The organism is Salinivibrio sp. ML198, from assembly GCF_001996015.1.
GTDB classification, from domain to species: domain Bacteria; phylum Pseudomonadota; class Gammaproteobacteria; order Enterobacterales; family Vibrionaceae; genus Salinivibrio; species Salinivibrio siamensis.
Genome location: NZ_MUEZ01000007.1, coordinates 120488 through 138842, shown reverse-complemented (window position 1 = coordinate 138842; position 18355 = coordinate 120488). Strand labels below are relative to the sequence as shown.

The following is an 18355-nucleotide window of genomic DNA, read 5'->3' as shown; positions in this document are numbered from 1 at the left end:
CGATGCGGATGTCACCGCGGACTAACTTTGCGCGTACCTTGTTTATCTTGGCTGGCTTATTAATTGCCAGCCAAGTTTTTTCTTATCTGACCATCGTCAATTATGCCTTACTGCCCAGCTTGCAGCAGTTCAACAAAATCTTGGCGTTCGAAGTACGCCTGATGCTGGAGGAAGACTGGTATCTTAAGGATGGTGAAGTCCTTCATCTTGGTGAACCTGTGCGGCGGCAGCTATTGGAGCAGATTGGTGTCACCTTGCATGCGCCCAACAGTGACCAAGCGGCGGCGTTTAAAGACGCGATGGAGATTGATTACTTAAGCGAGCACATCAGCAAAGAACTGGGCACGCAAACCGAAGTACGCTTGGTCAGTGGCGAAGACAGTTATGTGCTATGGCTGAAGTTTGACCAGATTGACGATTTTTTAATGCGGATCCCGCTGTCGGAACTGCATCAAGACGACTTTGCCCCTTTGTTTCAATACAGCTTAGTGATTGCCCTGTTGGTGATTGCGGGCGGGTGGCTATTTATCAAGATGCAAAACCGTCCACTCGTGGCTCTTGAGCGGGCGGCGTTAGATGTGGCGGATGGCCGTTTTCCCGATCCTGTCCCCCCGCGAGGGGCGTCGGAAATTCAGGCGGTGACGGTGGCGTTTAATAAGATGTCGGCCGGCATACGCAAACTCGAAGAAGACCGCGCTTTGCTGATGGCCGGGGTGAGCCATGATTTGCGCACGCCACTGACGCGCATTCGCCTTGCGACTGAAATGATGTCATCAGATGATGCCTACTTGGCCGATAGCATTACCGAAGATACCGAAGAGTGTAATGAAATCATCAACCAATTTATGGACTACTTGCGCGCGGTGCAGCAACAAGATCCTGATCCGGTTGATTTAGCCAGTATTTGCCGCGATGTGGCGAGTAATCAGCAGCAAGTCGGTGTCGATATTGAACTCGATTTAGGGGCGTTGCACGGAGAGTTATTTGCCAACTCGGTGGCCTTAAAGCGTGCGGTGACCAACCTAGTGGTCAATGCGGTGCGTTATGGACACGGTTGGGTCCGTCTCGGCTGTGGCAGCAATGCCGATCACACCTATCAGTGGGTGGAAGTGGAAGACAATGGCCCGGGGATCGATGCCAACTTAGAAAACTCGCTATTTCAACCCTTTACACGCGGCGACACCGCACGCGGTAGTGAAGGGACAGGCTTAGGGCTGGCTATCGTCAAACGCATTGTGGAACAGCTCCATGGTGATATTCGTCTTTCTTCACGTACTGAAGGCGGGCTGAGAATTCAAATGACGTTTCCCGTGGGCAATAAAAAATAACCCCTCGTGTGCGTGTGACCACGTTTTTAGCGGCGGAAGTCGCGGAATGCGGGCGTTAGGCCATACTGTCATAGAGATTCAATACACTGGGAAAAGGCTATGCGTTTATCGCTAGACAGTCAGGATCCGACGCCTAAATTTCAGCAGCTTATTGACCAAATTCAACGGCAAATTGCCAGTGGTACACTTTATCCGGGGGCGCGCCTCCCCTCGGTGCGGCAATTGGCCAAAACACTGGCGATGAACCCAATGACGGTATCGCGCAGCTATCAGCAATTGGTTGAAGATGGTTGGCTAGAGCGCTTGCCCGGCGTGGGTATGCAGGTCAGTGATGCCATGCGTCCTGCTGAGCCAGAGCAACGTCTGCAATATGTTGAAGCAACGCTGGCGCAATTTATTCATGCGACCAGCGAAGCAGGCTACAGTAAGTCAGAAGCCATGGCGCTGATCATGACCCATTGGGAGCGTTATAGCGGTGATCAGGCGTTGGAGTAATGGGTTTTATGCCCCAGCCAGCGGCGAATAATCGCATCCGCATGTTGTGGGTAATGTTGATGGATATGGGTCGCCAGTTTTTGTACTTCAGGGATCAGCGCTTGGTCTCTCACCAAGTCGGCGATTTTAAATTCGGCCAAGCCCGTTTGCCGAGTCCCCAATAGTTCACCCGGCCCGCGGATTTCGAGATCGCGCTGGGCGATAACAAAGCCATCATTACTGTCGCGCAGTACCCCCAGCCGCTGACTCGCGGTTTTAGATAAGGGTGCATGGTACAGCAGCACACAATGACTGGCGACTGCGCCTCGGCCGACACGGCCACGTAACTGGTGCAACTGTGCGAGCCCCAGCCGTTCTGGGTTTTCAATAATCATTAAACTGGCATTGGGCACATCGACCCCCACTTCAATCACAGTGGTCGCTACCAATAACTGCAGTTCGCCTTGCTTAAAAGCGTCCATCACCGCTTGCTTGTCCGTCGCTTTCATTCGCCCGTGAACCAAACCAATTTCCAGGTTGGGTAGGGCGTCTTTGAGTGCGGTGGCCGTGTCTTCGGCGGCTTGCGCTTCTAAGGCGTCGGACTCTTCAATCAAGGTGCATACCCAATACGCTTGTCGACCGGCGGCACAGGCGGCACTGACGCGGGCGATGATATCGTCACGGCGGGTGTCGGGGACGGCAACGGTTTGAATGGGGGTACGACCTGGGGGTAACTCATCAATCACTGAGGTTTCTAAATCGGCATAGGCGGTCATCGCCAAGGTACGAGGAATGGGGGTCGCGGTCATGATCAACTGGTGTGGATGCGCACCTTGTTGCTCGCCTTTTTCACGCAGCGCAAGACGCTGATGAACGCCAAAGCGGTGTTGCTCATCAATAATCACCAGTGCTAAGCGGTGGAACCGGACACTGGCTTGAAATAACGCATGAGTACCGACCACCATTTGTGTTTTGCCACCGGCAACTTGTGCCAGGGTGTCCTCGCGTGCTTTTCCTTTTAACTTGCCAGCCAGCCAACCAACCTGAATCCCCAAAGGCTCAAGCCACTGGGAAAAGTTGGTGGCGTGTTGCTCGGCCAAGAGCTCGGTCGGTGCCATCAATGCCACTTGATGGCCTTGCTCAATCGCTTGCAAGGCGGCGAGGACGGCCACCAAGGTCTTGCCCGCGCCGACATCCCCTTGCACGAGGCGCATCATTGGAAACGGCTTGGCCAAATCGGTGCTGATCTCGCTCACCACTCGGGTTTGTGCTCCCGTGGGTGAAAAAGGCAGGTTGTCTAAAAGACGCTGCCCCAGTGACTGACTGGGCGCGAGGGCAAAGCCTTTCACTTGTTGTGCCTGGTGGCGCACAGACAGCATCGACAGATGCTGGGCAAGGAGCTCTTCAATGATTAAGCGCCGCTGAGCGGGATGTTGACCGGTTAATAGATCCTCTAGCGCGGTATCTGGCGGCGGGCGATGTAATAGGTGCAACGCCTCGCGCAATGAGAGTTGTCGATCGTACAAGCCCTCGGGCAGCAGCTCGTCGACGCCACTTTTATCCAGCAACGCCAGCGCTTGATCGGTCAGGCTGCGCAGGGTCGCTTGGCGCAGCCCCTCCGTGGTGGGATACACGGGGGTCAGGGTTTCTTCCATCACCAATTCGGTGGGCTCAGAAAACACCTGATACTCGGGGTGAATGATCTCCAGCCCGTGCTTTCCGCGTTTGAGTTCGCCGTAGGCTTTCACTTGCTTGCCGACCGCTAAACTGTTTTTCATCGCGGCATTAAAATTGAAAAACCGTAGCGTTAACGCGCCGCTGCCATCTTGCACCCGGACGGTGAGCATCCGGCGGCGACCAAATACGGTATCGTTGTGGGTGATCTCACCTTCGATAGTTGCATGTTGGCCAGGTAAGAGGCTAGCGACCGGCCAGACACGGGTACGATCTTCATAGCGATAAGGCAGGTGAAACAACACGTCCTGCACTGTATGCAGGCCAACTTTTGCCAGTTTTTCTGCCATCTTATTGCCAACACCGCTTAAGGTATCGACAGTAACGGCACTCAGCATGGAAGATCGCATCCGTTTCTCTATTTGGTTAGCGCTGGCTATTGTACATGACTAACGTGCGTGTTTAGCCGCTTGCATCTGTGCCCACCATGCCTCGTCCGCCACGATTTGACCATGTTCATTTAAAGGCGGATAAGGCAAACCTTTTTGTTTTGCCACCCGGGCAAGTACCGGATGGCCGCGCTCGAACAAAATGTGGTGGACTTCGTGTTCGGGTAAGCGGGTTTTATCCTGTTGATACATGCCAGCCGCTTGGCGCTGGCGCTGTGCTTCGTACAAAATCAAGGCACTGGCGACTGACACATTAAGTGACTGTACCATACCCACCATAGGAATGAGGATGTCTTGGTCTGCTTTATCCAGTGCTTCGCGACTGATGCCTTGTTTTTCTTGCCCCAGCACGATGGCAGTCGGACGGGTGTAGTCAATCTCGCGAAAATCAACCGCGGTATCCGATAAGTTGGTGACTAACACCTGCATCCCTTGGGCTTGCATGGTATTAAACGCTTCTTCCGTGGTGTTGTGAGTCACCACATCTATCCAGTTGCGTGAACCGGCCGATGTGCCCCCGAGGGTGCGCATCTTCGTGCCTTCTGGCCACACGGCATGCATGCGATGAATCCCCACGGCGTCGGCAGTGCGAATGATAGCGGAAATATTATTGGGTTTATGAACTTGCTCCATGCAGACAGTGAGATCAGGCTGGCGTTGGGCCAAGACCTGATGAATGCGTTCAAAGCGTTCAGGGGTCATGATTCAATTCCGTAAATGGCAGACGAAAAACAAATGCGCCCGCCAAAAAGGACGGGCGACGGGCAATAGTGTATTGAGGCGATCAGTTTTTCTGGCGGCTAACCTTCACCACGTTAGGCATCACCCGCAGGCGGCGCATGATATTGGCTAGGTGCACTCTGTCTTTGGTCGTTAGGCGAACAAAGATAGTGTACAAGCGGCCATCGCGCTCTTCGGTGGTTAGCCCTTGGATATTGGAGCCGGTTGATGCAATGGTATTGGTTAAATCTGCCAGCGCCCCTTGATGGTTTTGCATATCCACACGCACCCGTGTGCTGAACTCTTGTTCAAAATCGTCCGCCCACTCGACCGGCATATATTTATCCGGCTCTTGGCGGTGGCCGCGGATGTTAGCACAGGTTTCACGGTGGATAACCAAGCCTTTACCTGGGCTGACATGGGCAATGATCGGGTCACCTGGGATTGGGCGACAGCAATTGGCATAGGTGACCAAGATACCATCGGCACCACGGATAGGCATTTTGCCCTCGGTGGGGGCCGCCGGGTCTTGATCTAGCAAGCGACGTGCGATCACTACGCTCATGAGTTCGCCAAGGCCAATCGACGCCAGTAAGTCGTCGCTGGTTTTCAGCTTTAAGTCACTCAGTACTGCCTCAACCCGCTCAGGGTTGATATCCGGCAGGTTTTGCTCTCCAAGCGCATGATTGAGCAGACGACGCCCTAAGGTCACCGACTCTTCACGGCGCATGGTTTTCAGCACTTGACGAATTTTCGTCCGGGCCCGCGCGGTCACTACATAGTTAAGCCAAGCCGCGTTGGGGCGCGCGCCGGGTGCGGTGATAATCTCTACTGTTTGACCATTTTTGAGCGGTTGACTTAGCGGGTAAGGTTGACGATTAACCCGCGCCCCGACACAGGTATTGCCCACATCGGTATGGACGGCATAGGCAAAGTCGACCGCGGTGGCATCGACAGGGAGCTCGACAATCCGCCCTTTGGGGGTAAAGACGTACAGCTCATCGGGGAAGAGATCCGATTTGACGCTCTCAATAAATTCAAACGAGCTACCGGCACTTTGTTGGAGCTCAATAATGTTTTGCATCCAGCGCTGCGCCCGTTTCTGTGCGGTGGTGCCAGAGGGCCTGTCGGCACCGCTTTTATACGCCCAGTGTGCCGCGACCCCTTTGTCGGCCATTTGATCCATGTCTTCGGTACGAATTTGTACTTCCACCGGGACACCATGTGGACCAATCATAGAGGTGTGCAGTGATTGATACCCGTTGGCTTTAGGCACCGCGATATAGTCTTTGAGCCGGCCTGGGCGTGGCTTATACAAGTTATGCATTTGCCCTAGCACGCGATAGCAGGTATCAAGATCACCCACAATCACTCGAAACGCGTATAAATCCATGATGGTATGGAAACGCTGCTCTTTATTCTTCATCTTGTTATAGATGGAGTAGAGGTTTTTCTCTCGGCCCAGCACACGGGCGTTAATCCCGGCATCTTCCAAACGACCTTCAATTTCCGCATGGATTTTTTGGATCATCTCTTTGCGGTTCCCCCGCGCTTGCGCGATCACCTTTTTAAGGACGCGGTAGCGATTGGGGTACAAGGCCTCAAAGCCGAGCTCTTCAAGCTCCACCTTTATATTATGGATACCCAAGCGGTGGGCGAGAGGGGCGAAGATTTCTAGCGTTTCACGGGCAATACGGCGTTTTTTGTCTGGGCGGAGGGCGCCCAAGGTACGCATATTGTGGGTGCGGTCACTCAGTTTTATCAGGATCACGCGAATGTCATGGGCCATCGCCATGACCATTTTGCGAAAGTTCTCGGCTTGGGCTTCTTTACGGTCGCGAAATTTAAGCTTATCAAGCTTAGAGACGCCGTCGACCAAGTCAGCCACCACATCACCAAAGCGTTGCTGCAGATCGTCTTTGGTCACCTCAGTGTCCTCAATGACATCATGCAGCAATGCCGCCATCAGGGTTTCACAGTCCAAGCGCATTTCCGCCAAGATCCGTGCCACCGCGATGGGGTGAATGATATAAGGTTCGCCGGTTGAGCGAGTTTGCCCGTCGTGGGCATCCCTGGCTACTAGGTAGGCTTGCCGAAGCGCTTCAAGCTGTGACTCCGGCAAATACTGGCTAGCAACTTCTTTCAGGCTATCAAATAGATACAAACGGCCTGTCCCTGATAAATGCAGCGTTTAACGTTGACCCGAAATGGTGCTTACCGCGGCCATTTCAGCGGCTTCTTGCTCTTGCTTTTCCTGACGCTCACGCGCGTCGAGGACTTCTTTGTTGATCAGTCCTTCTTCAACTTCACGCAAAGAGATCACTGTGTACTTGTCGTTTTCTTCTGCGACGAGGGCATCTTTGCCACCCGTTTGCATTTGACGGGCGCGGCGAGCCGCAACCAGAACGAGATCGAAGCGGTTACCAATTTTTTCAACGGCGTCTTGAACAGTTACGCGTGCCATGAAGGACTCCAGCTATGTCATCAATAGGTCATTCAAAATGACCGAAAAGTATACAAAAGGCCGCGACCTATTGCCAGCGTTGGCTGGGGCAATGGCCACGTCTCAATGTGGTGGTTAGTCAGCCAACAGTTCGTCGATCATTGCATGATACTTGCTGGCTTGTTTGGCTTGTGCCATCCGCTCGGCACGGATGATGGCCTTAATATCCATCAATGCGACATCAAAGTCATCATTAATAATCAGGTAATCATAATCAGCATAGTGAGAGATCTCGGAGCGTGCTTCCTGCATGCGTTGCGCAATCACTTCCTCACTGTCTTGGCCACGTGTCGTGAGGCGTCTTTCTAACTCTTCACGGCTTGGTGGCAAAATGAAAATACTCTTGCTGTTCGGCATTTGCTGACGAATTTGCTCAGCGCCTTGCCAATCGATATCGAGAAAAATATCGACACCATTATTAAGCATTTTTTCAATCCATACGCGCGAGGTGCCGTAATAATTGCCAAACACTTGCGCGTGCTCTAAGAACGCTTCCTGTGCAATCAGTGACTGAAATTCTTCCACCGAGACAAAATGATAGTGTACGCCATTTTCTTCACCCGGACGCATGGCGCGCGTTGTGTGAGAGACTGACACTTTCATGTCATAGCGAGGATTATCATTCAGCAACGCTGAAATCAGACTGGATTTACCCGCACCACTTGGGGCGGAAACAATGTAAAGCGTACCTTGGCTCATGGATTGATCACTTTCACTGGCTGATGCCCATCCGCAGTATAGCGTACACGTACAGGCGTCGATCGACGAATAGATAGTTGTTCCCCGTGGGAGGCGCGCAGGGTAGCACGAACCAATGAGGATTTGAACGGGATCGGTGTGAAAGCGATCCGCTGGATCGCTCACGAGGCATAATGACGTTGTGGTGACAAAGGTTCACTGTTCGATGCTGAGCTGATAGGGTAGCTCGCAGTTATCCGAGAAGATGCATCGCACGCGTATGGGGGTTGATTTTCGATTGGCCGCCCATACCTGTGTTGTGTTCAATTCACGCCCTTTAGGGCCTCAAACAGCGAGAAGATATCACCAAAAAACGAACGACATGAAGGAGGTGTCAATAATGGAAGGTACTCCCGATTTGTATCCCTCACGCGTCAATGGACAAGAAACGCTTTCCCCACGTCTAGACCCTGTTGTGTACGGCAGTGTGCAGCCAGAGGTACCGCATAGCTTAAGCTCGCACGAGCTGGATACGTTCGAGCGCCAAGGCTTTCTGGTGATGGATAATTACATGCCGGAAATGGTGGCACCGCTTAAACGTGAAATAACCCGTTTACGCGATGATATGGCCGGCTATGAAGAGCTATATACTGAGCCGGATAGTGACGAGCTGCGCACCATTTTCAAACCTTTTGCCTACAGTGATTTGATTGATCGCTTCTCACGCGATCCGCGCATTCTCAATAAAGTGCGGCAAATTTTGGGCTCGGACGCATATTTGATGCAATCGCGCGTCAATATTAAGCCTGCGTTTAAAGGCAAGTCGTTTCCTTGGCATTCTGACTTCGAGACTTGGCACGTTGAGGATGGAATGCCACGGATGCGAGCCGTGACCGTATGGCTGATGCTAACCGACAACACCGAGCACAATGGGCCTTTGTATGTGATCCCCGGCTCACACCATCACTATGCGTCTTGTGAAGGCAACACCGGCGAAAAAAACTATCAGCAATCGCTGAAAAAACAAATGCTGGGTGTGCCCAAGCCAGAGACCATGGAGGCATTGTTAGAAGACAATGGCATTGCCTCGGTAACGGGACAAGCCGGTACCTTGGTGTTCCATGATTGTAACTTGATGCATGGTTCACCCGATAATATCGCCAACGACCCACGCTCAATTTTAATGTTTGTCTATAACAGTGTGGAGAATAAACCGGTGACGCCCTTTAGTGGGTTGTCACCGCGCCCCCACTATTTATCCAATCCCGACCAACGCCCCCTGCAGGCGGTTGAGTCACTCTGGCCGCTAGCTTCTTAGCCCGACTAACGCCCACGTTGTTGTGGGCGTTTTTATTTTTTCTCTTTAAATCAGGGTTTTGCTATGCTGTCTCGATAATTGAACAAGCGTTTAATTATCTCGCCAATTTCAACGACATTAAGGAGTTTCCGTTGAACACATCATTAAAAGCGACCTTGAGCGTGACGGCTACTGCCCTGAGTGTAGCCAGTGCCTTATCTTACCCTTCTTTTGCCCAAGCCAGTGACAGTGCGCTTAGCGAACAACTTGGCATTGCTGATCACGCCGTGATTGCCCACCGTGGTGATTCTTACAATGCACCAGAATCAACCTTGCCGGCCTACCAACTTGCGTGTGAAGTGGGGGCCGATTATCTCGAGCTTGATCTGCAACGCACTCAAGACGGCAAACTGATTGCGGTGCATGACGACAACCTTAAGCGCAACACTAATATTGAGACAGTTTATCCAGAGCGTGCCGACGACCCGGTCAATACCTTTACTTGGGCAGAGCTGGAAAAGCTGGATGCGGGCAGCTGGTTTAATCAGTCATACCCAGAGCGTGCGCGTGAGAGCTTCCGCGGCTTGAAGCTAGTGACGCTGGATCAGGTACGTGAAATCGCTGAAGACTGTGCCCATCAGCCAGGACTTTATATCGAAACCAAGGTGCCGGAGTTCTTCCCAGGGATTGAGCAGGATTTGAAGCAAGACTTGACCGAGCATGGTTGGTTAGATGACGACGCCAAAGGCAAAGTGATCCTGCAGACTTTTAATAAATCGAGCCTTGAAGCATTGCAAGATGTGATGCCAAACGTGCCAAAAATCTTGCTGCTATGGGCAGGCGATGGCTACATTCCGACCAAAGACAGCGCGCCGAAAGCGGATGATGAGTCCTACGCTCAGTACTATGCGCGCCAAGAAGTGGCCTCGAAAGCCGGCTACGCAGAGTGGTTGGATTATGCCAAGGAGCACGGTGCCATCGGTGTAGGCCCGTCGGGCACGCAAGCCAACTTCGATGATGCCTGGTCAAGCCAATTTAGCTATATGGACCTGGCGAAGACCTGGATGGTGGACATGAGCCATGAAAAAGGCTTATTGATGCACATGTACACCTTGGACGATCGCGAAGATTTGATTCGTTACCGTGAGCGTGGCGTGGATGGCTTCTTTACCAACCGTCCTAACGTGGCGGTTAAAGCCTTAACCGACAGTGACGGTAAAGACATTGAAGCGACCTTAACGCAACTGGGTTATTAACCCCGCGCGTTAACCGTTTTTATCCTTTGAGCCCGCCTTATATTTGGTGGGCTTTTTAGTTGGGGGCGAACGCTGGAGGGTTTGATGATCGGCTTAGTTCGCTAAGCAGACCCTCCGCGCCATGGATGGCGCGGCGGAGCCTCCAGGGAAGGATTGACGGCGTGTCTGTGTGCGAACTGAGCCGATGCCCCAAGGTTGACGTTTTGGCTCTCTATTCGCTCGCCATCAGTTTGGCTAGCGTACGTCGGTACATGGCATAAGCCACGGCGCCTGCGAGTAGGTTACCGATTAAGGCACCGGCAAACAGGCCAAATAGCTCGCCAATTTGTGCGCCTAACCAGAGGCAGGGCAGGAAAAACGCAAATAGGCGGAGCGCAGAAATGGTTAGCGCGGTGTACGAGCGACCTAATGCATTGGTAATCGACACCATCAACATACACACCCCCAGAGCGCCAAGACTAAATGGCACTAGCGTGAGGTGGGTATACAAGATATCGGTGACTTGTTGATCGCTGGTCATCAAGTCCGCCAAGGGAGCGGCGGCAAGCCAGGTGACCAGTGCTATCAGCAATTGAAAGCCGAGAATAAACTGACAGGCTAACTTGACCAGATGCCGCACTTCGGTCAGATCGCCTTTACCCAGCAAACGACCCACCATGGGGGGCATCGACATGGTCAGCGCCAGCACCGAGACAATGGCGAAAAACTCAAAGCGTGAACCCAGCGCCCAGGCGGCCACTGCCGCTGAGCCAAAGCTGGCGAGCAGCTTGGTGGCCAGCATAGATGACACCGGCGGCAGCAGCTGGCTTATCATCGCTGGTCCCATAATATGCCCAATCGAACCCACACTGTGTTTGATGTCTAAGTCTTGCCAGTCAAACGAAACCCAACCTTTACCAAACACGCGGGGCGCGACAATGGCGATGCCTGAGCCAAACGCAATTAAGGTGGCGACGGCCGCGCCATTAATGCCCCAATCGAGCCAAAAGATAAACACCGGATCGAGCGCGAGGTTTAATAAGCTGGTCACCACCATCATGGAGCCGGGCAACATGGTGTTTCCATTGGCGCGTGCTAGGCTATAAAAGAAGTAGAGTACCGCGCCTGTCCAGGCACTGACTAACCAAATTTGCCAATAGCTATCAATTACCGGAAACACATTATCCGGTGCATCCAGCAGCTGCAAGATGGGGTGGCGTAATGCATAAAGTAAACCGGCGAACAAGGCGACCCCTGTGGTGCCGATAAATAAAATTAAACCGCCGAGTTGTTTGGCGTAACGGCACTGATCGGCACCGAGCGCGCGCGAGATCACCGCCGTGGTCGCAATCCCGAGTCCGACTTGAATGCCGATAATGATCATCTGAATCGGCAAGGTGAAGCCTTGCGCGGCGAGGGGCAACACGCCCAGCTGACCAATGAAAGCACTGTCAACGAGCTGAAAACTCATCAGTGACAGTACGCCAAACAGCATGGGTAGGGTGGTCGAGAACAAGCGCTTTGCGCGAGAAGCAGACTCCATCAGGCACTCTTTGCTTAATTGGATGAAAAAAAGCCGAGCAGGAAGAGGCTCGGCATCACTCAACCAATTGTAGAGGATTGCTAAAAATTACCAACCCCTAATAAATACGGTTATTCAGTGTCAGAGAGCCTGACCCTAGCGATGCGATGGACGTTCAGGGAGCGACTGCACACAATCATTGGGGTTAGTGATTCATGCTGGTAGCCCTAGTTTATAGTGAAACAAGTCACTATCACTGTTGCACTGATCCTGATGAATGAATATGAGATTGAGGGTGGAGCGGGAGGATGGTTGTCTGTTTATCAAGGCAGGCACTGTGGTGGGTTATCGGTGCGTGCAATCACGAGAAGATACAAGGTTTCGGTGAAATGTCATTTTTATTGCATTTTAAACCAAACCTTTTTAACTATTGATTGAAATATTTATTGCTTTTAGCGATAAGCAAGCTAGCACAACACAGTAATTAGTGCCGGAATAACGTCATTGTTTTGTCGAAAAAAAATGACTTTTGACAGCGTGTTATCGTTGATCGTGACCAAAATTCAAGATAAATATAGACCACTTTATATAAGTGTGTAATACGTATTGTTGCTTTCAGTGCTTAGGATGGCCAAGAGAACGCAACGGCAGGCGCAGTGCTCTGCAAAAATATCAGACAGTGGACAGGGAGTAGTGGACTATGCTGTCGTACTTTTTACGCCGGTTACTGTTGGTGATCCCGACGTTTCTCGGCATTACCATTTTGATTTTCGGTATCACCCGCCTAGTACCAGGTGGGCCGGTCGAACGGATGATGACGCAAATGCAGGCTCAAGCCGATGGTGGCTCGAGCTTGCAGCGTGCTGGCGATAGCTCAGCGTTATCAGACGATCAGATTGCCGAACTCAAGGCATTTTACGGCCTCGATAAACCCGTGCTCGAGGCCTACGTGGATTGGCTCGGCAAACTGGCCAATTTGGACTTGGGCGAGTCGACCCGCTACTACGAGCCGGTCACCGACATGATTGCCGAGCGTCTGCCCGTCTCTTTGTTTTATGGCGGGATGACCTTCTTCATCAGTTATTTCATTTCTCTTCCGCTTGGTTATTACAAAGCCCTCAAACACGGCTCGGTGTTTGATTCGTCCTCCTCTGTGCTGATCTTTATTGGTTTTGCCTTACCCGGCTATGTGGTGGGGGTATTGCTGATCACCTTATTTAGCTATCACCTCGAATGGTTTCCGATGGGGGGCTTTGTGGGGGACGCTTACTACGATGCCACCAGTTTTTGGGAACGCGCCAAAGATGTGATGTGGCATGCGGTGCTGCCGCTGATTTGTTATCTGATTGGTGACTTTGCCACTCTGACCATGACGATGAAAAACAACCTGATGGAAAACTTGTCGGCGGACTATATCCGTACGGCTATCGCCAAAGGGTTACCGTTTCGTTCGGCGGTGCGCAAACACGCGCTGCGCAACAGCTTAATTCCGATTGCCAGCCATTTTGGCAACTCCTTGTTGTTCTTTATGACTGGTGCGTTTTTGATTGAAGTGATTTTCAACATCAACGGCATTGGCTTACTTGGCTATGAGTCGATTATGGAGCGCGATTATCCGGTGGTAATGGGCATTGTCGCCATCAATGCGCTTTTACTGCTGGCCGGCAATATTATCTCCGATATCTGTGTTGCCTTGGTTGACCCTCGCGTGAAGTTTGGATCTTGATATGTTGACGTTTAGCCCTTTAACTCAAAAGAAAATCCGCAGTTTTAAGCAAATTAAACGTGGTTACTGGTCGTTTATCATCTTGACCACCATGCTGGTGTTGTCGCTGTTTGCCGAGCTTTTTATCAACAGTAAAGCGTTAATGGTCAAATACGACGGCGAGTATTATTTCCCCGTACTGAGTGATGTGTACTTGGCGAGCGATTTTGGGCAGGTAGGAACCAGTGAGGCCAACTATCGTCAGCTCGCGAAAGCCTTTGCCGCGCAAGGCGGTGACAATTATGTGGTGATGCCCCTAGTGCCGTGGAACCCGCTTGAGCAAGACTTTAGCGGTGACTTCCCGCCGACAGCGCCCAGCGCTGAGCATCAGCATTACCTTGGCACTGATGAGATTGGTCGCGACATCCTCGCCCGCTTGGTGTACGGCTTTCGTATCGCCATGGGCTTTGCGTTGCTCACCATGGCCGCTTCCTATGCGATTGGCACGGCTGTCGGCTGTGCGATGGGCTTTTGGGGCGGCAAGTTTGACCTTTTCTTCCAACGCTTTATCGAAATCTGGTCGATGGTGCCGTTTTTGTACGTGATCATGATTTTGGTCTCGATTCTCCAGCCCACGTTTGCTCTGTTTGTGGGGATTAACGTGTTGTTTGGCTGGATGGCGATTACTTGGTATATGCGCACCATGACCTATAAAGAGTCAGCGCGTGATTATGTGATGGCCGCGCGTGCACTCGGTGCCTCGACCAGCCGGATCTTATTCCGTCATATTTTGCCCAATACCATGGTGATGATTGTGACTTTGGCGCCCTTTACCATCGCCCTCAATATTACCGCGCTAACGGCGCTGGATTATCTCGGCCTAGGACTGATGCCGCCGACGCCAAGTTGGGGGGAGCTGTTGCAGCAAGGCAAATCAAATTTGGACGCGCCATGGATTGTTGCGTCCGTGGTGACCTCACTGGTGGTGGTATTGGTGATGGTGACCTTCATTGGTGAAGCGGTGCGCGCCGCGTTCGACCCGAAAAAATTCACCCGTTACGACTAACGTTAAACACAATGTGCAATGTTTGAATCACGATAAGGAAATCACGATGAAAAAACTGATCCTTGCGACCTCAATCTCAATGTTTAGCCTGACTGGCTGGGCGGCGGATTTGCCTGAAAACCTCAATTGGCAAACCAACTGGGATGCGCCTAAAATCGGCTCTCCCGACGCCAAGCGCGGCGGCGTTCTGCGCTCACACTTAAGCTCCTTTCCCCAGACGCTGCGCACGGTAGGCCCAGACTCCAACGCAGGCCTGCGCAGCTATTTTCTCGATGAAATGCCCTCATTGGTAAAGCGCCACCCTGACACGCTGGAATGGATCCCGGATTTGGCCAACGAGTGGGCCTATGGCGACGACCATAAAACCATCTACTTTAAACTGAACCCAGAGGCGACCTGGTCGGATGGCGAGCCCGTCACCGCTGATGATTTTGTCTTTATGATGCAGTTCTACCGCTCGAAAGACATTGTTGCCCCTTGGTACAACGACTACTACACCAACACCATTGGTGGGGTAGAGAAAATTGACCAACACACCATTGCGATCTCGACCGCGATAGAGAAAAGTGACGAAGATCTGATGTATACCTTGGGTAGTTTGGTCCCACGTCCCGCGCATTTTTACGCCAATCCGCGTAAAGATGAAAACCAAGACGGCATTGCCGACGACTTTGTGCGCCGTTATAACTTCAAAGCGACCCCCACCCTGGGTCCGTACGAATTAGCGCGGGTGCAAAAAGGCCGCAGCGTCACCTTTGAGCATGTCGATGACTGGTGGGGCTACACCAACCCCTATTATCAGCACCGCTATAACGTCGACAAAATTCGCCTGCGTGTGATCCGGGATAACGATATCGCCATGAAGCACTTTGAGAAAGGCAACTTGGATGTGTTCGACTTGCTCTTACCGGATGTGTGGCACGACAAAACCCAATCTGAACCTTATAGAAAAGGCTATATCACCAAATTCTGGGGCCACAACGAGGTGCCGGTTGGCGCGGGTGGTTTATGGATGAATACCGCCATGCCGCTACTCGATGATATCAATGTGCGCAAAGGCATCATCTATGCCACGGACTTTGATGGCATGATTGAAAACATTACCCGTGGTGACTACTCACGCAAGCCACATGCAATGGGACATGGTCATGGTGAGTACGACAATGATGGTGCGACGCCACCACCATTTGATCCTGAAAAAGCGATCAGCTATTTCGAAAAAGCCGGCTTTGACCAAGTGGGCCCTGATGGCATTCGTGTTAACGACAAAGGCGAGCGTTTAAGCTTTGCGATTACTTATGGGTATCAGCACCACACCCCACGTATTGCTTACTTAAAAGAACAAGCGAAGAAAGCGGGGTTGGATTTTACCATTCACCTGGTTGATGGCTCATCGGCGTTTAAATACATACTGGAGAAAAAGCATCAGCTAGCGTTTCTTAATATGGGCACCTCAGAAATCCCGGCCTATTGGGAGTACTTCCACTCGGATAACGCCAATAAAAAGCAAACCAATAACCACACCAATTACAGCTCCCCGGTGCTGGATAAGCTGATCATGGCGTACAAGACCGAGTTCGACATGGCGAAGAAATACCAGCTGTCGCACCAGATCCGCGCTAAGATCTCAGAAGCCAGTGTGATTGTGCCCGGGTACATGGTGCCCTATGTGCGTCAAGGTTTTTGGCGTTATGTGCAAATCCCAGATAACGCGATGACCAAGCGCACCGAGAAGATGGTGACCAGCGGCCGCGTGATGGGCTTTGGCACCTTCTGGATTGATGAAGAGATGAAAGACGCCACCGAAGAGGCCATGGACGAGGACAAAGCCTTTGAGCCGGTGACCATCATTGATGACAGATACAAGCTGTAGAGGCGGTTATGACCCAGGATGTCATTCTTTCGGTTAAGGATTTGACCGTTAATTTTACCACTGACGATGGCCCCCGTGAGGTACTTCACGGGGTGAGCTTTGAAGTCAAAGCCGGGCGCACGCTCGGCTTAGTGGGCGAGTCGGGCAGCGGCAAAAGTGTTACAGCGATGTCGATCATGGGCTTACTGCCTAAGCCTTACGGGCAGGTGACGGGTGGTGAAATCTTGTACCGCGGGACCGACTTGGTCACTCTGCCAGCCAAAGAGCGCTATGCGATGCGCGGCAATCGGATCTCGATTATCTTTCAAGACCCGATGACGGCGCTGAACCCTGTGCACACCATTGGCCGGCAAATCAATGAAGTCTTGACGCTACACCGCCCAGAGCTCGACAAAAAAGCCCGTGCGGCGTGTGCGCTCGACATGCTGGCTAAGGTGAAAATCCCGATGCCAGAAAAGCGACTGAACGAGTATCCGCATAACCTATCCGGCGGGATGCGTCAGCGGGTAATGATCGCGATGGCACTGGCCTGCAAGCCTGACATCTTGATTTGTGATGAGCCAACCACTGCCCTAGATGTGACGGTGCAGGCCTCGATTTTGGACTTGATCAACGAGCTGCAAGAAGAAACCGGCATGGCGGTGATTTTTATCACCCACGATCTGGGGGTGGTCGCCGAGGTGTGTGACGATGTGGCGGTGATGTACGACGGCCAAATTCGCGAACGCGCTGATATCTTTACCTTGTTTGATCATCCAGCCCATCCGTATACCAAGCGGTTGTTGGGATTAATGCCGGGGCGTCACCATCAGTCCAAACAGATGATTGATATTCGGCCGTTGGAAGAGTTTGATGCCGCGCCATCATCCACGTAGTTGCAGGAGAACGCGATGAGCAAGGAAGTCCTCAGAGTAGAAAATCTGAAGCAGTATTTTGTCTCGGGCAAGGGCCTGCTTCGTCAAGGCTACACCATTAAAGCCGTCGATGGCGTATCGCTCTCGGTATCCCAAGGCGAAACGCTCGGGCTAGTGGGCGAGTCGGGGTGTGGCAAAAGCACCCTTGGCCGTACCATGCTTAAGCTGTTTGAGCCGACCGAAGGGAAAATTTTCTTTGAAGGTAAAGACATCACGCATTTATCGCCACGTCAGATGCGGCCACTGCGTAAAGACATGCAGATTGTCTTTCAAGACCCGCTCGAGTCGCTCAACCAGCGCCATACCATCGGCGGGATCTTAGAAGAGCCCTTTATTATTCACAATATTGGCACCGCGAAAGAGCGTCGCCAGTGGGTACTTGAGCTATTAGATAAAGTCGGCTTGCCCCACGATGCGGTTAACCGTTATCCGCATGAATTCTCGGGCGGTCAGCGCCAGCGGATTGGTATTGCACGGGCAATTGCCCTTAAACCGAAGCTGCTTATTTGTGACGAATCCGTCTCCGCCTTGGATGTGTCGGTGCAGGCACAGATTCTTAACTTGCTGTTGAAACTCCAGCAAGAGATGAACTTGGCGATGATTTTTATCTCCCACGACTTATCGGTGGTTCGTCATATCTCCGATAAAGTGGCGGTGATGTACTTTGGTCATGTGGTGGAAGAGGGTCCGACCGAAACCGTCTACCATCAGCCGCAGCACGAGTACACGCAAACGCTACTCTCCGCGATCCCGATCACCCATCCCAAATACCGCAAACACAAACGCCGTGCTGAGCAGCCGGCCGCTGACGCGGACATTCAGCACGAGTCGGTGGGCGAAAAAAAGCCTGAAACCACCCGCTAGTACCGTTTCCCACCCTGTTTCAGGGTGGGCATCGGCTCATGCTTACGCTTTTT

15 protein-coding genes are annotated in these 18355 nt (G+C 52.2%); 9 read left to right on the top strand and 6 right to left on the bottom strand.

Going from position 1 to position 18355, the window contains the following annotated elements; genetic code table 11:
• The first annotated feature begins 2 nt into the window (after window positions 1–2).
• Window positions 3–1328, top strand: coding sequence for a two-component system sensor histidine kinase EnvZ (envZ, locus tag BZG25_RS06775; RefSeq protein WP_077578188.1), 1326 nt, complete (start codon window positions 3–5; stop codon window positions 1326–1328).
• A 99-nt stretch (window positions 1329–1427) separates the two neighbouring features.
• A complete protein-coding gene (locus BZG25_RS06770) occupies window positions 1428–1823 on the top strand; it encodes a GntR family transcriptional regulator (RefSeq protein ID WP_046074659.1) in 396 nt (131 codons plus the stop codon).
• Here the strand turns inward: BZG25_RS06770 and recG are convergent.
• The 5 genes from recG to gmk form a co-directional block, all read right to left on the bottom strand.
• Window positions 1808–3886, bottom strand: coding sequence for an ATP-dependent DNA helicase RecG (gene recG / locus BZG25_RS06765; protein ID WP_077578189.1), 2079 nt, complete (start codon window positions 3884–3886; stop codon window positions 1808–1810). The two genes, BZG25_RS06770 and recG, sit on opposite strands and share 16 nt — an antisense overlap.
• Before the next feature lie 39 nt (window positions 3887–3925).
• Window positions 3926–4627 (bottom strand): tRNA (guanosine(18)-2'-O)-methyltransferase TrmH, encoded by a 702-nt coding sequence (gene trmH, locus BZG25_RS06760; RefSeq protein ID WP_077578190.1) that lies wholly within the window; start codon window positions 4625–4627, stop codon window positions 3926–3928.
• 82 nt (window positions 4628–4709) lie between these two features.
• Window positions 4710–6809: a bifunctional GTP diphosphokinase/guanosine-3',5'-bis pyrophosphate 3'-pyrophosphohydrolase gene (spoT, locus tag BZG25_RS06755; RefSeq protein WP_046074662.1), complete on the bottom strand. Its 2100-nt coding sequence runs from the start codon at window positions 6807–6809 to the stop codon at window positions 4710–4712.
• 27 nt (window positions 6810–6836) lie between these two features.
• Window positions 6837–7109 carry a DNA-directed RNA polymerase subunit omega gene (rpoZ, locus tag BZG25_RS06750; protein ID WP_046074663.1) on the bottom strand — a complete coding sequence of 91 codons (273 nt, stop codon included), beginning with the start codon at window positions 7107–7109 and terminating at the stop codon, window positions 6837–6839.
• Between the two features lie 114 nt (window positions 7110–7223).
• On the bottom strand, window positions 7224–7847 hold the full coding sequence (gene gmk, locus BZG25_RS06745; protein ID WP_046074664.1) for a guanylate kinase: 624 nt from the start codon (window positions 7845–7847) through the stop codon (window positions 7224–7226).
• Window positions 7848–8226: 379 nt separating this feature from the next.
• On the opposite strand from gmk, the gene BZG25_RS06740 reads away from it, so the two are divergent.
• Together BZG25_RS06740 and BZG25_RS06735 are read left to right on the top strand one after the other, a co-directional pair.
• Window positions 8227–9144 (top strand): phytanoyl-CoA dioxygenase family protein, encoded by a 918-nt coding sequence (locus BZG25_RS06740; RefSeq protein WP_077578191.1) that lies wholly within the window; start codon window positions 8227–8229, stop codon window positions 9142–9144.
• 131 nt (window positions 9145–9275) lie between these two features.
• The gene (locus BZG25_RS06735) at window positions 9276–10379 is read left to right on the top strand and encodes a glycerophosphodiester phosphodiesterase (RefSeq protein WP_241828661.1); all 1104 of its coding nucleotides are present in this window, start codon (window positions 9276–9278) and stop codon (window positions 10377–10379) included.
• Window positions 10380–10590: 211 nt separating this feature from the next.
• On the opposite strand, the gene BZG25_RS06730 is transcribed toward BZG25_RS06735, so the two are convergent.
• Window positions 10591–11901 carry an MATE family efflux transporter gene (locus BZG25_RS06730; protein ID WP_077578192.1) on the bottom strand — a complete coding sequence of 437 codons (1311 nt, stop codon included), beginning with the start codon at window positions 11899–11901 and terminating at the stop codon, window positions 10591–10593.
• 679 nt (window positions 11902–12580) lie between these two features.
• Here BZG25_RS06730 and BZG25_RS06725 point away from each other — a divergent pair.
• The 5 genes from BZG25_RS06725 to BZG25_RS06705 are packed head-to-tail and all read left to right on the top strand — an operon-like array spanning window position 12581 to window position 18302.
• Entirely contained in the window at window positions 12581–13606 is a 1026-nt protein-coding gene (locus tag BZG25_RS06725; protein WP_046074667.1) for an ABC transporter permease subunit, read from the top strand.
• A gap of 1 nt (window position 13607) precedes the next feature.
• Window positions 13608–14651, top strand: coding sequence for an ABC transporter permease (locus tag BZG25_RS06720; RefSeq protein WP_046074668.1), 1044 nt, complete (start codon window positions 13608–13610; stop codon window positions 14649–14651).
• 46 nt (window positions 14652–14697) lie between these two features.
• Window positions 14698–16524: an extracellular solute-binding protein gene (locus tag BZG25_RS06715; RefSeq protein ID WP_077578193.1), complete on the top strand. Its 1827-nt coding sequence runs from the start codon at window positions 14698–14700 to the stop codon at window positions 16522–16524.
• An 8-nt stretch (window positions 16525–16532) separates the two neighbouring features.
• Window positions 16533–17399 (top strand): ABC transporter ATP-binding protein, encoded by an 867-nt coding sequence (locus tag BZG25_RS06710; protein ID WP_077578194.1) that lies wholly within the window; start codon window positions 16533–16535, stop codon window positions 17397–17399.
• 15 nt (window positions 17400–17414) lie between these two features.
• The gene (locus BZG25_RS06705) at window positions 17415–18302 is read left to right on the top strand and encodes an ABC transporter ATP-binding protein (RefSeq protein ID WP_077578195.1); all 888 of its coding nucleotides are present in this window, start codon (window positions 17415–17417) and stop codon (window positions 18300–18302) included.
• The last annotated feature ends 53 nt before the right edge of the window (window positions 18303–18355 follow it).